The sequence below is a fragment of the Paenisporosarcina sp. P5_A11 genome (assembly GCF_056400705.1).
On record NZ_JBFUKT010000095.1, the window covers coordinates 1 to 12,076 of the forward strand.

Annotated in this window: 14 protein-coding genes, 1 pseudogene and 1 riboswitch; of the genes and pseudogenes, 13 read left to right on the forward strand and 2 right to left on the reverse strand. The window is 36.9% G+C overall.

The features are described 5' to 3' along the window. Positions 1-654 (forward strand): YqgU-like beta propeller domain-containing protein (locus AC1DOS_RS12855; protein WP_477537829.1); only part of this gene is annotated, 654 nt, incomplete at its 5' end. Between the two features lie 44 nt (positions 655-698). Here the strand turns inward: AC1DOS_RS12855 and AC1DOS_RS12860 are convergent. Further along, the gene (locus AC1DOS_RS12860) at positions 699-878 is read right to left on the reverse strand and encodes a DUF2759 domain-containing protein (protein WP_108586248.1); all 180 of its coding nucleotides are present in this window, start codon (positions 876-878) and stop codon (positions 699-701) included. Positions 879-1,041: 163 nt separating this feature from the next. Here AC1DOS_RS12860 and AC1DOS_RS12865 point away from each other — a divergent pair, with 163 nt between their 5' ends. Continuing rightward, positions 1,042-1,680 (forward strand): MBL fold metallo-hydrolase, encoded by a 639-nt coding sequence (locus AC1DOS_RS12865; protein ID WP_108586249.1) that lies wholly within the window; start codon positions 1,042-1,044, stop codon positions 1,678-1,680. A gap of 60 nt (positions 1,681-1,740) precedes the next feature. Here the strand turns inward: AC1DOS_RS12865 and AC1DOS_RS12870 are convergent, their stop codons facing one another. Next, entirely contained in the window at positions 1,741-1,983 is a 243-nt protein-coding gene (locus AC1DOS_RS12870) for a DUF2626 domain-containing protein (protein WP_108586250.1), read from the reverse strand. A gap of 281 nt (positions 1,984-2,264) precedes the next feature. Here AC1DOS_RS12870 and AC1DOS_RS12875 point away from each other — a divergent pair. The 11 genes and pseudogenes from AC1DOS_RS12875 (at position 2,265) to gcvPB (ending at position 11,465) form a co-directional block, all read left to right on the forward strand. Next, positions 2,265-2,598: pseudogene (locus tag AC1DOS_RS12875) on the forward strand (Spx/MgsR family RNA polymerase-binding regulatory protein). 184 nt (positions 2,599-2,782) lie between these two features. Beyond that, positions 2,783-3,826, forward strand: a complete 1,044-nt coding sequence (comGA, locus tag AC1DOS_RS12880; RefSeq protein ID WP_477537830.1) for a competence type IV pilus ATPase ComGA — start codon at positions 2,783-2,785, stop codon at positions 3,824-3,826. Then, entirely contained in the window at positions 3,795-4,859 is a 1,065-nt protein-coding gene (gene comGB / locus AC1DOS_RS12885; protein WP_477537831.1) for a competence type IV pilus assembly protein ComGB, read from the forward strand. Before comGA ends, comGB begins: the two co-directional genes overlap by 32 nt. Positions 4,860-4,891: 32 nt before the next feature. Beyond that, positions 4,892-5,209 (forward strand): competence type IV pilus major pilin ComGC, encoded by a 318-nt coding sequence (comGC, locus tag AC1DOS_RS12890; protein WP_477537832.1) that lies wholly within the window; start codon positions 4,892-4,894, stop codon positions 5,207-5,209. After that, entirely contained in the window at positions 5,184-5,627 is a 444-nt protein-coding gene (locus AC1DOS_RS12895) for a prepilin-type N-terminal cleavage/methylation domain-containing protein (RefSeq protein ID WP_477537833.1), read from the forward strand. The genes comGC and AC1DOS_RS12895 overlap by 26 nt, the downstream gene beginning before the upstream one ends. Then, positions 5,620-5,919: a hypothetical protein gene (locus AC1DOS_RS12900; RefSeq protein WP_477537834.1), complete on the forward strand. Its 300-nt coding sequence runs from the start codon at positions 5,620-5,622 to the stop codon at positions 5,917-5,919. Before AC1DOS_RS12895 ends, AC1DOS_RS12900 begins: the two co-directional genes overlap by 8 nt. After that, on the forward strand, positions 5,904-6,344 hold the full coding sequence (comGF, locus tag AC1DOS_RS12905; RefSeq protein WP_477537835.1) for a competence type IV pilus minor pilin ComGF: 441 nt from the start codon (positions 5,904-5,906) through the stop codon (positions 6,342-6,344). Before AC1DOS_RS12900 ends, comGF begins: the two co-directional genes overlap by 16 nt. A 204-nt stretch (positions 6,345-6,548) precedes the next feature. Then, positions 6,549-7,067 carry a shikimate kinase gene (locus tag AC1DOS_RS12910; protein ID WP_108586319.1) on the forward strand — a complete coding sequence of 173 codons (519 nt, stop codon included), beginning with the start codon at positions 6,549-6,551 and terminating at the stop codon, positions 7,065-7,067. Positions 7,068-7,208: 141 nt separating this feature from the next. Then, positions 7,209-7,301: riboswitch (glycine riboswitch) on the forward strand. 236 nt (positions 7,302-7,537) lie between these two features. Further along, positions 7,538-8,641 carry a glycine cleavage system aminomethyltransferase GcvT gene (gcvT, locus tag AC1DOS_RS12915; protein ID WP_477537836.1) on the forward strand — a complete coding sequence of 368 codons (1,104 nt, stop codon included), beginning with the start codon at positions 7,538-7,540 and terminating at the stop codon, positions 8,639-8,641. A 24-nt stretch (positions 8,642-8,665) separates the two neighbouring features. Beyond that, a complete protein-coding gene (gcvPA, locus tag AC1DOS_RS12920) occupies positions 8,666-10,012 on the forward strand; it encodes an aminomethyl-transferring glycine dehydrogenase subunit GcvPA (protein WP_477537837.1) in 1,347 nt (448 codons plus the stop codon). Further along, the gene (gene gcvPB, locus AC1DOS_RS12925) at positions 9,975-11,465 is read left to right on the forward strand and encodes an aminomethyl-transferring glycine dehydrogenase subunit GcvPB (RefSeq protein WP_369973727.1); all 1,491 of its coding nucleotides are present in this window, start codon (positions 9,975-9,977) and stop codon (positions 11,463-11,465) included. The genes gcvPA and gcvPB overlap by 38 nt, the downstream gene beginning before the upstream one ends. Positions 11,466-12,076: the final 611 nt, after the last annotated feature.

Below are 12,076 nucleotides of genomic sequence, written 5' to 3' on the forward strand. Positions count from 1 at the left end.
AATCATAACGAACAATTGTTTTTCAGTGCTTTTTACGAAGATTGGAAGTTTGATTCATTTATTTATTCAAGTGAAAAAAAAGAGGTAAGCCGAATTGAAACGAGGGATCCTTTCGGGAAATGGGGACATGATTCAACAATACAAACGATTAATTGGCCACCAAATGATGCTTTAAGCGGGGGGGCATTGCGTGACATGAACATTCATACAAAGACTTTCGAAGACTCTAAAGACTCCAACATAATATATATGGAATCTTTTAAAGAGATAAGTTTGGTTGTTCGAATTTCTGAAAATCAGCAAAATTTTTTATATACATTAACCAACAATAAGGATGGAAAGAATGCTGTGTATGAAGTGCCGGCTGTTAGTAATTATTCACAGTGGTTTGTTCCAGAAGTGGAATGGCTTGCTGACGGAAGAATGATTACATATCAAGCTACAGAATCAGGACWAATGGATTCGATCCCAACTGATTATGAACTCGTTCAACTTGCTTCAGAATCAACTGATAAACAATCAATTTGGGCAGGACCATACGGAGCAGTTGCATGTTCTCCTTCAGGAGCACATTGTTTGATAGGTGTGCAATTAGAGGAAATGTTAATTGTAGAGGGTGGCGAAGTGAAACCTTGGATTGAAATAAAAGAATAAATAAAAAAGCTAATGTTCAGTTTGAACATTAGCTTTTTTAAATACTAGTGTAAGCTTGGTGGATAGCCATGCTCCACAATTGTCATGACTGTGAAGAATCCGAAAACAGCAAAAGTACCAAAATTAAAGAGTATGCTTAAAAGGTTTTTCTCTTTAAAAGCTTGATAAGTACCAATTGCAGCTAAAATTGCAACAAGGCCAAAAATAACCATTAATAAGTTCATGAAAGACACTCCTTTTGATATCTTGAATGGGATATCGAATACAAGTTTTCTACCTTATTATAAATTTATATTAGGGGTTTGTCGAGGATTAAAAAGTGTCGGATATATGAACGGAGATGTATGCCACCTGACTTTCTGCTACAATAAATTAGAGGTGAAGCACATGTTGAATATACGTACGTTTCCTTTAGGACCATTACAAACAAATTGTTATGTGATATCAAATAAAGATAAACAATGTTTGATTATCGATCCAGGTGAACAAGGGGAAGCATTAGCTAAAGAAATTCGTAAATTAAAATTGAAACCATTAGCCATACTATTAACACATGCTCATTTTGACCATATTGGTGCCGTTGATATCATCAGAGAATTATTTAAAGTTCCTGTATATATCCATCAAGCAGAAAAAAATTGGTTAACAGATTCAACAAAAAATGGTTCAGCTCGATACCGAGAGTTACCTTTAATTGAAGGTAAAGCTGCAGATGTACTGATCGAAAAAGAAGGTCAGTTAGAAATTGGACCGTTTACTTGTACCATGTTCCATACACCGGGTCATTCTCCAGGGAGCATTTCCTACTGGTTTGAAGAAGATGGGTTTGCGATAGTTGGGGATACTTTGTTTAAAGGCAGTATTGGCAGAACAGATTTACCTTATGGTAACCATAAAGAGTTAATTCAATCCATTCACAATAAGCTTCTTACATTGCCGGAGCACACAATCTGTTATCCTGGTCACGGTGAACCCACAACACCAGAAGAGGAGATGGATCGCAATCCATTTCTAAACGGTTTATAAGTCCATATAAAAAGACAGTCAATAGTAAAATTGACTGTCTTTTTATTTTCATAATTGTTTTTAGTGTCCTGCACCAGGTACTTGGATAAATGTCGTATAGTAAGTGAAGCCAGCAAAAAACACCGTTAAATATGCTCCGAAGATGTAAATGTACATACGCTCTGAAAGGTTTAAGAAACCTAAAAGAATAAATAAGCCTGTGTTTGCAAGAAATAATAATGATGCCGAATACATATCACCTAAATAAAACATAACTGCGAAAATGCCTGTCCAGAAACCCATCACTTTATACATATTGTTCATGAGTAGTCCCCTCCTTTTACAACTATACAATAATCTCTACCTCATTATAGATGATTCGGTTCCTAGATGTAAACTCTAGAATGTCTTTAGAATGTGACAGAACAGTGGAAGTTCTTAATTCTAGTCCAAATATAARAAAAAAATTTATTGTTCCTTTAAGTTTAACCCGAAAACGGGAGGAATAGTGCTATTTAAAAAGATTTTTCACGATAGGCGGCAAATATTATACAAATATTGTGCAATGTGTATAATTAAACGCAATGAAAATCGGAGGAGTTTAAATGTCTAAAGTAGAGTTTTATACGTATCCCTCTTGTACATCTTGTCGTAAAACTAAAAAATGGTTAATAGATAATCAAGTCATTTTTGAAGAAAGACATCTATTCCGTCAAACACCCACTGTAGAAGAACTAAAATTTTTATTAACATTAACATCAGAAGGACTAGATGAAATATTAGCAACGTAGCCAATCATTTAAAGATTTGAATTTAGAGATTGACGATTTGCCATTATCAAAAGTAGTCGAATTAATTGTTGGAAATCCCAAATTATTGAGACGACCAATATTAACCGATGGAAAGCAGATAGTTGTGGGATACCAACCAGAATTCTGAGTTCCTTTTGCCGCAAAAGAAAATTATTCCCTGCAATTTAGGGAGCAAAATTGAAATTTCCTGCAGAAAATGGTGGGAAATTTTAATTTTGAGAGAAAATATTCACAAATACAAAATCTAAGTTTATAGTATTCGTTACAGGTTAAGAGCGGTCCTGACCTGTAAAGGGTGAATGGTGATTTTCATGAACGATTTATTGAATATCATTGAACAAAAAAGTGATGAGTTAATAAATCGAGCGGTCTTGGCCCGTGCCTCAGATATTCATTTAATTCCATCTTTAGAATTTTACTCTATTTATTTTCGACTACACACTAAACTTATCCCTGCAGGTAAGCTTCACCTGGACATCGGGGATCGCATGATTTCATACTTCAAATTTTTATCCTCTCTCGATATAAGTGAAAAACGAAAACCTCAAAGCGGTTCATTTCAACAATCCTTCAATTCTCAAACATGTTCATTAAGAGTTTCTACGTTACCTTCTGTCCAAAATAAAGAAAGTCTTGTGATTAGAGTTCAGTTACATGACGATTCCAAACCGTTACACGAGCTATCGTTTAACAAAGAAACTGCTCATATACTACATGATTTAATGATGGCTCGACAAGGACTTTTATGTATAACTGGACCCACTGGTTGCGGTAAGACAACCACTATGTATTCCTTGACGAGTTACAGTGCGCATCAATTAAATCGACATGTTATTTCATTAGAAGATCCAGTAGAAAACAGCCAATCTCATTTACTTCAAATTCAAGTGAATGAACGTTCAGGGATAACGTATGCATCAGGCCTAAAAGCTATTTTACGTCATTCTCCAGATGTCATAATGATTGGTGAAATTCGTGATTTAGAAACTGCGCAAGCAGCAGTTCAAGCTTCTTTAACAGGACATTTAGTAATTACAACTGTGCATGCTAAAAATCCAGTAGGGTGTTTATACCGATTAATGGACTTGGGGATTCCGATAGATGATTTAAAACAAGCCATTCTTGGAATAACGAGTCAACAATTAGTCATCACGTCTTTTGATCGAGAAGAAGATCGACTCTGTCCAAATCGATCATCTTTATACGAAATTTTATACGGAAACACACTTGAAGAAGCATTTGAAGCGATTAAAGCAGGTACAACGTTTAATATGCCGATTGAATCTACACTTTACAATCAATATGAAAGAGGGGTTGAGATGGGTGCTATTCAAGTATCTCCAACCACGTATTGATCATAAGGATTATCAAATACCTAAGAAAAAACAAGCACAGTTTTTGAAGCGACTTTCATCCTTGCTACAGGAAGGATATACCTTTTATGCATCACTCATTATGTTGCTGCCTCATCACGTGAAAAGGAGTGACGATGCACAGGACAATCTGTCAATACAAATGAAGAATGGGGATGGAGTGACTTCCGTTTTGCAGTCTTTAGGCATTCCAAGAAGTTATTTATTGTCCATTCAAATGGCTGAAGCACATGGGAAGTTGCATCAAGCACTACTTGTCCTTCATTCACATGTCGCCATGGTGGAACGAGCAAAAGCTAGTTTAAAAAAAGTTTTGATGTATCCATTATTTCTATTTACGATGCTTGCTGGTCTGTTTGTTGCTTTTCGTACCTATTTCTTACCTAATATGAAGTTACTTGCTTCATCTAGGCAAGGGATTTCTTCTACCGACTCCATGAGTGTAACGAGTGTTTTACTTCATTTACCAGATGTTTTATTAAGCATATGTTTATTTTTCATTTTCGTAGCTGTTGCTTTCCGCTGGAATATTCGACGCTATTCATTTGAGCAACAAGTTATCAAGTTGCAAAAGATTCCACTATTGTCTAATTGGATGAAATTGTTTTGGACAAAAAGTTTTTCACAAGAATTAGGAACGCTACTTGTGAGTGGATTATCTTTACAACTTTCGCTAAATGTACTAAGAGAACAAAATTTCCAACCATATTTAAAAGTGATTTCAGAGAATATTTACTCCTCAGTATTATTGGGTGAATCTTTAAAAAAAGCGGTACAGTTATCTGAATGTTTTATAGACGATTTTCCTACTTATATTTCACATGGGGAAAGTAGTGGTCACTTAGCCAAGGAACTATTAATATACGGTGATTTATTAAATGAGCAAACTGAAAATTCTTTAACAAAGTGGTTATCTTTTGTTCAACCAATACTATTTGCGATTCTAGCCATTTGTATTTTAGCTGCTTACCTTTCCATTTTATTGCCGGTTTATGGAATGATTGATTTTATTTAAAAACCTATTCAAATTAAAGGAGGAAGTTGAATTTGAAAAAAATCACGTGCCAAAAAGGATTTACTTTAATCGAAATGATGGTGGTGTTACTGATTATTTCAGTCTTAATATTAATAGCTATTCCAAATGTGACGAAACATTCAGCAACAATCGATGATAAAGGTTGTGAAGCCTTTGTCAAAATGGTCCAAGGCCAAGTAGAAGCTTATCGAATTGATTTAAAAGCTGTACCGAGTCTTTCCGACTTAACTGATAATGATTACTTATATGAAGGCGAAACGACATGTCCAAATGGTACAGAGATCAATATTGATGCAGCAGGGCTTGTTACAGAAGTTGTCCCTGGATAATCGAGGGTATTCATTAATTGAATTACTTCTTGTACTAACAATTGTTATGATGATTAGTTCAAGTGCAGTCTATTTTAATAATCGTTATATTGAAAATAGGACATTTGAGTTATTTTATAATCAATTGAAACTTGATGTTGCACATATTCAACTAACCGCATTAACCGAAGAAAAATATATAAAACTAGTTTTTGAATCGGAAGGAAGTCGATATGTGGCAAGAAAAACATTATTTGATTCTGTTTTTGAAAGGAAGTTACCTCCAGGATATCGTTGGTCTTCGAGTAGCACTATTAATGAGATATCCTTTCACCCGAACGGCACCATTGTTAAGTTCGGAACTTTGGCTTTTATTACACCTGATGGAATAAAAACTGTTCGAGTTTTTATTGGGAAGGGACGTATGATACTTGAATAGTAATCAAGGATTTTCTTTTGTAGAAACAATCCTGACTGTCAGTATATTACTTATAGTTTTTGGAACATTGCTACCCTTAACAAATCGAATGATGGTTCATTTAGCAGAAAAAAGAATCGAATTACATGTAGCCATTACCAAAAATCAAGCTGCAACTGCTTTGCAAAATGGAATGATTTCTGGTGTCGTTATCCTCGATGACGTAGTTTACTCTTGGAGTTGGAGTCAACCAAAGCTTTGTGTGCAGTATTTGTTTTTTGAAGTGAGTAATGAATCATGCGACACCTATTAACTTCTAGGGGATACACATTTATTGATGCGATTCTTCAATTATCTGCTCTTATGCTGTTCTCGCAATTGATCTTGTTTTATTCAGTGTGGTTTAAACAAGTAGAAAGATATTTCTTTCATGCTGAACCAATTGAGTGGGAAATATTTTCACTTGATATAGAAAGTTACGTTTCAACAGTGACAACAATGGGCGAGCAACTAAATCAAAACGGTATACGTTTTGTAAAAAACGGCGAAGAGTTTGATATTGAATGTTATCAATCATCCATTCGCAAACAGAAAAACCGTTTAGGACATGAACCGATGTTGACTGGTTTGAATTCATGTAAAGTACAACTGATAGGAGATCACGTTATCATCCAAGTAGATTTTGAAAATGGACGAAATGAGGAACGTACATATGAAGTATCTATTTCCTCGCAATGAATCTGGTTTCTTGCTTCCTGTAGCTATTGTTTTGTTATTCGTTGTCTCTGGCGTGCTTTTATACTTCGTTACTTCCTACGTATCTCAGGTGAATATATATGAGATGTTGGAAAGTCATTATATATCTGCTACTATTAAAAAAATGGAAAGTCAGAAATAGTAACGGTTTGTTATGATTTGTAGCAAAGTAAGTGGGGTAAGAGTATGAAAAAAATTTACTTAATTGGTTTCATGGGGTCAGGAAAAAGTGCAATTGGACGGCGGTTAAGCTTTTTGCTGAAAATTCCTTATTACGACATGGATCAGGAAATAGTAAAAAAAATGGGGATGACTATCCCGGAAATTTTCGAAAGATACGGTGAGCCTTTCTTTCGTCAACAAGAACATGAATTTCTTAAAACTTTCCGAGATGAATGGTGTATCGTATCCACTGGTGGCGGAGTAGCGGTGAATCCTAGCAATAGTAAAGAAATGCGTCAAACTGGATTGGTGTTATTTTTAGATGCTACATTTCCGGATATTTGGAAGAGAATTCACCGTGATGTTAACAGGCCCATTGTACAAGCTACTACCAGGGAGCAGTTAGAAGCGTTATATACCATAAGAAAAAGGTTTTACAAAGCAGCATCGCACATCACGATAAGAACGGAAGGTCGCACATTAAGACAAATAACTGAATATGCTGCATTTCAAGTTAATCGCTTAAAATCGGATGATTTTTAGTTTTTTTGTATTAATGTTCGTGTTTGAGTTGGAAATACAAAATAGATTGCGCTTACTTCTATTCAATGTTAAGATATACACGAAGCGATACATGCTTTCGTACATTGATTTCTTTATAGCCAAAACATATGTTTTGGGCGGATGAGTATACGGGGAGAGAACGCGCTAGTCGCGTCGCCGAAGGAGCAAGTAGTAACTACGAATCTCTCAGGTAAAAAGAACTCGTATAGGACGCATCTCTGGAGAATGCTATGATTTTATGTAGCTACCAAAGAGGAAAGCCGATTTCAGGTAAACTTTCAGGTGACAGGACAGAGAATTCTCATTTAATGGGAATTCTCTGTCCTTTTTTAGAGTGTAAAGTTCTTTCATCTCTCACTTGCTTCATGTAAGGGAACGGTCTTATTTAATCGCTCTAACAATCTAACCAGCAACACTTCTGCCCGCTATGAAAAGAGGAGGAAATTACATTGTCGGAAAATTTAAAACGCACACCTTTGTTTGATTCGTACAAAGCATACGGAGGGAAAACAATTGATTTTGGTGGATGGGAATTACCAGTTCAGTTTTCAAGTATTAAGGAAGAACATGAAGCTGTTCGTACTAAAGCTGGATTATTTGATGTATCTCATATGGGGGAAATCATCGTTCGTGGTGAAGATAGTCTCGAGTACCTTCAAAAATTACTGACAAACGACGTGTCAAAGTTACAAAATGGTCAAGCCCAATATAACGCAATGTGTTACGAAGATGGTGGCACGGTAGACGATTTACTAGTTTATAAAATTGATCAAGGTGATTATTTACTAGTTGTAAATGCATCTAATATCGAAAAAGACTTTGATTGGATGATCAAGTATATGATTGGCGATACCACTGTACATAATGTTTCAGATTCTTATGGTCAACTTGCATTACAAGGACCACTGGCAGAAACAGTTTTACAACGTTTAACTACGGAAGACTTAAATGAAATCGGCTTTTTCAAATTTAAAACGGATGTAAAAGTCGGTAACTATGAAGTTTTAGTATCGCGTACTGGCTATACAGGTGAAGATGGATTTGAAATATACGGAAATCCTGCATCAATTATAGCGTTATGGGACTTGATATTAGACGAAGGTAAGGCAGACGGTGTTGTTCCTTGTGGACTTGGCGCGCGTGATACATTACGTTTTGAAGCGTGTTTAGCCCTATATGGTCAAGAGCTTTCAAAAGATATCTCTCCACTTGAAGCAGGTATCGKATTTGCAGTTAAGCTGAAAAAAGAAGATGACTTTATTGGTCAAAAAGCTCTTGTTCAACAAAAAGAAGCGGGTATACCTCGTAAATTAGTCGGACTTGAAATGATTGATAAAGGTATACCTAGACACGGCTACAAGGTATACAAAGATGACCAACAAATTGGTGAAGTAACTACAGGTACACAGTCTCCGACGCTTAAGAAAAACATAGGACTTGGCTTAATTGATAGTAAGTTCATTGAACTTGGAACTGAAGTTGAAGTTGAAATTCGTGGAAAACGCTTGAAAGCTGTTACTGTATCAACACCTTTTTATAAACGCCAAAAATAATTGTTGGAAAGAGGTCATGACCCAATGAAACATCGTTATTTACCAATGACAGAACAAGATCAAAAAGAAATGTTAGAAACCATTGGAGTTTCTTCTATAGATGAACTGTTTTCTGACATACCTGAAAAAGTACGTTTTCAAGGACAATATAATATTAAACCTGCTAAATCAGAATCCTCTTTATTAAAAGAGTTATCTCAAATGGCTGCTAAAAATGCGGATAATAAGGCTTATGCTTCATTCTTGGGCGCTGGTGTTTATGATCACTATAAACCGATTATTGTTGATCATGTCATTTCTCGTTCAGAATTCTATACAGCATACACACCTTACCAACCTGAAATTTCTCAAGGGGAATTGCAAGCCATTTTCGAATTCCAAACAATGATTTGTGAATTAACTGGAATGGATTTAGCAAACTCTTCTATGTATGACGGTGGAACTGCATTAGCTGAAGCTGGAACTCTTGCGGCTGGTCATACAAAACGTAAAAAACTTCTTATTTCTGGTGCTGTAAACCCAGAATCTCAAGATGTAGTACGTATGTATGCATTGGGTCAATCGATTGAAGTTGTTCAAATTCCAACTAAAGATGGAATAACAGATGTCGAAGCATTATCAAATATGATTGATGAAAACACAGCGGCTGTTTTAGTGCAATATCCAAATTTCTACGGTCAAGTAGAAGACTTACGTAAAATGGAAGGTATGACACATGAAGCAAAAGCATTATTAGTTGTTTCTTCCAACCCACTTGCACTAGGTGTTTTAACTTCGCCAGGAAAATTAGGTGCAGATATAGTAGTTGGAGATGCTCAACCATTTGGTATTTCTGAATCATTCGGTGGACCTCATTGTGGTTACTTTGCAGTTACTTCAAAATTAATGCGCAAAGTGCCTGGTCGTCTAGTGGGTGAAACAACAGATGAAGTAGGTCGTCGTGGCTATGTATTAACTCTTCAAGCTCGTGAACAACATATTCGTCGTGATAAAGCGACTTCTAACATCTGTTCAAACCAAGCGTTAAATGCTCTTGCTGCATCAGTTGCTATGACGGCTCTTGGCAAAAAAGGTGTTCAAGAAATAGCTACACAAAATATTTTAAAAACCAACTATGCTAAAAAAGCGTTTGAAGCAGCAGGATTTGACGTTGTGTACCAAGGTGCACATTTCAATGAAATCGTAGTAAATGTTAAGGGGTCTGTAACGGCGCTAAATAAAGAATTATTAAAAGTAGGCATTATCGGTGGATTTGACTTGGGTAAAGTCGAAGAAAAGTTAGAAGGACATGCGTTAATCGCTGTTACAGAGCAAAGAACAAAAGAAGAAATCGATGCGCTTGTGCAAGAAATGGGGTCTTTCCGTGCATAAAGATAATCAACCACTAATTTTTGAAATCACAAAGCCAGGCCGAATTGGCTATAGTTTGCCAGATCTTGATATTCCAGAAGTAGATTTATCAACTTTATTACCTGAAGGTTTACTACGAGAAGAAGCTGCAGAACTTCCAGAAGTATCCGAACTCGATATTATGAGACATTATACAGCACTTTCGAAGCGAAACCATGGTGTCGATTCAGGGTTCTACCCACTTGGATCATGTACGATGAAATACAATCCGAAAATCAATGAATCAGTTGCCCGTTTCCCTGGATTTGCAAACATTCACCCACTTCAAGATGAAGACACAGTTCAAGGTGCTATGGAATTAATGTATGATTTGCAAGAGCATTTAATTGAAATAACAGGTATGGACGACTTGACACTACAACCTGCAGCTGGAGCACACGGTGAATGGACTGCGCTTATGATGATTCGCGCGTTCCACTTAGCAAATGGTGACACACAACGTACTAAAGTTATTGTTCCTGATTCTGCCCATGGAACGAACCCTGCATCAGCAACAGTTGCTGGATTCGATACAATAACAGTTAAGTCTGACGAGAATGGTTTAGTTGACTTAGAAGATTTAAAACGTGTGGTAGGTGACGATACAGCAGCATTGATGTTGACGAATCCAAATACACTTGGTTTATTTGAAGAAAACATTTTAGAAATGGCTGCTATCATCCATGGTGTCGGTGGTAAGCTCTATTATGATGGTGCAAACTTAAATGCTGTAATGTCTAAAGCTCGTCCAGGAGATATGGGCTTTGACTGTGTACATTTAAACTTGCATAAAACATTCACAGGTCCTCACGGTGGTGGTGGACCAGGTTCGGGTCCGGTTGGTGTGAAGAAAGACTTAATTCCTTTCCTACCGAAACCTGTTCTAGTGAAAACTGAAGAAGGCTATCACTTCGATTACAACCGTCCACAATCAATTGGACGAGTTAAGCCTTTCTATGGGAACTTTGGGATTAATGTACGTGCCTATACGTATATCCGTTCAATGGGTCCAGATGGTCTGAAAGCCATTACTGAATATGCAGTACTTAACGCAAATTATATGATGCGTCGTTTGCAACCACATTTTGACTTGCCATATGATCGTCATTGCAAGCATGAGTTCGTTTTAAGTGGTCGTCGCCAAAAGAAATTAGGTGTTCGTACGCTTGATATGGCGAAACGTCTCCTAGACTTTGGCTACCATCCACCTACAATTTACTTCCCATTAAATGTGGAAGAAGCGATGATGATTGAACCAACTGAAACGGAGTCGAAAGAAACGCTAGATGCATTTATCGATGCGATGATTCAGATTGCAAGAGAAGTTGAAGAAAATCCAGAAATCGTACAGCAAGCACCTCATACAACTGTTATTAAACGTTTAGATGAGACAAAAGCTGCTCGTACCCCAGTATTACGTTATAAAAAAGCATAATCAAAAAGAGTTCATCATTTGATGAACTCTTTTTTGATTAGTTCTGTTTTTTAATTAAAGGTTCTGTTAAATTGTGATGTTGATTATCGTATGATCGTAAATTTGCGCTTGCCGCACGTTCCGCATGAGCCAACAAGAATGAAAACCACATACTTGTGGGTCTCATTCTTGGGCCCACAGGAAGTGGGTCATGAAGGTGTTGCCACAAAATTTCTCGCATTGCATTTTGCGACGAGTAACCGCAGGAGCAATTTCTCGCACTGCATTTTGCGATGAGTAACCGCAGGAGCAATTTCTCGCGCTGCAATTTGCGACGAGTAATCGCAGGAGCAATTTTTCGCATTGCATTTTGCGACGAGTAACCGCAGGAGCAATTTTTCGCATKGCATTTTGCGACGAGTAACCGCAGGAGCAATTTTTCGCATKGCATTTTGCGACGAGTAACCGCAGGAGCAATTTCTCGGACTGCATTTTGCGACGAGTAACCGCAGGAGCAATTTCTCGCATGGCATTTTGCGACGAGTAACCGCAGGAGCAATTTTTCGCATTGCATTTTGCGACGARTAACCGCAGGAGCAATTTCTCGCACTGCAATTTGCGACGAGTAACCG

Coding starts and splice junctions, on each gene's coding strand:
- AC1DOS_RS12860 (WP_108586248.1), bottom strand. CDS start 878: ATGAACTTATTAATGGTTATTTTTGGCCTTGTTGCAATTTTAGCTGCA.
- AC1DOS_RS12865 (WP_108586249.1), top strand. CDS start 1,042: ATGTTGAATATACGTACGTTTCCTTTAGGACCATTACAAACAAATTGT.
- AC1DOS_RS12870 (WP_108586250.1), bottom strand. CDS start 1,983: ATGAACAATATGTATAAAGTGATGGGTTTCTGGACAGGCATTTTCGCA.
- comGA (WP_477537830.1), top strand. CDS start 2,783: ATGAACGATTTATTGAATATCATTGAACAAAAAAGTGATGAGTTAATA.
- comGF (WP_477537835.1), top strand. CDS start 5,904: ATGCGACACCTATTAACTTCTAGGGGATACACATTTATTGATGCGATT.
- AC1DOS_RS12910 (WP_108586319.1), top strand. CDS start 6,549: ATGAAAAAAATTTACTTAATTGGTTTCATGGGGTCAGGAAAAAGTGCA.
- gcvPA (WP_477537837.1), top strand. CDS start 8,666: ATGAAACATCGTTATTTACCAATGACAGAACAAGATCAAAAAGAAATG.
- gcvPB (WP_369973727.1), top strand. CDS start 9,975: ATGCGCTTGTGCAAGAAATGGGGTCTTTCCGTGCATAAAGATAATCAA.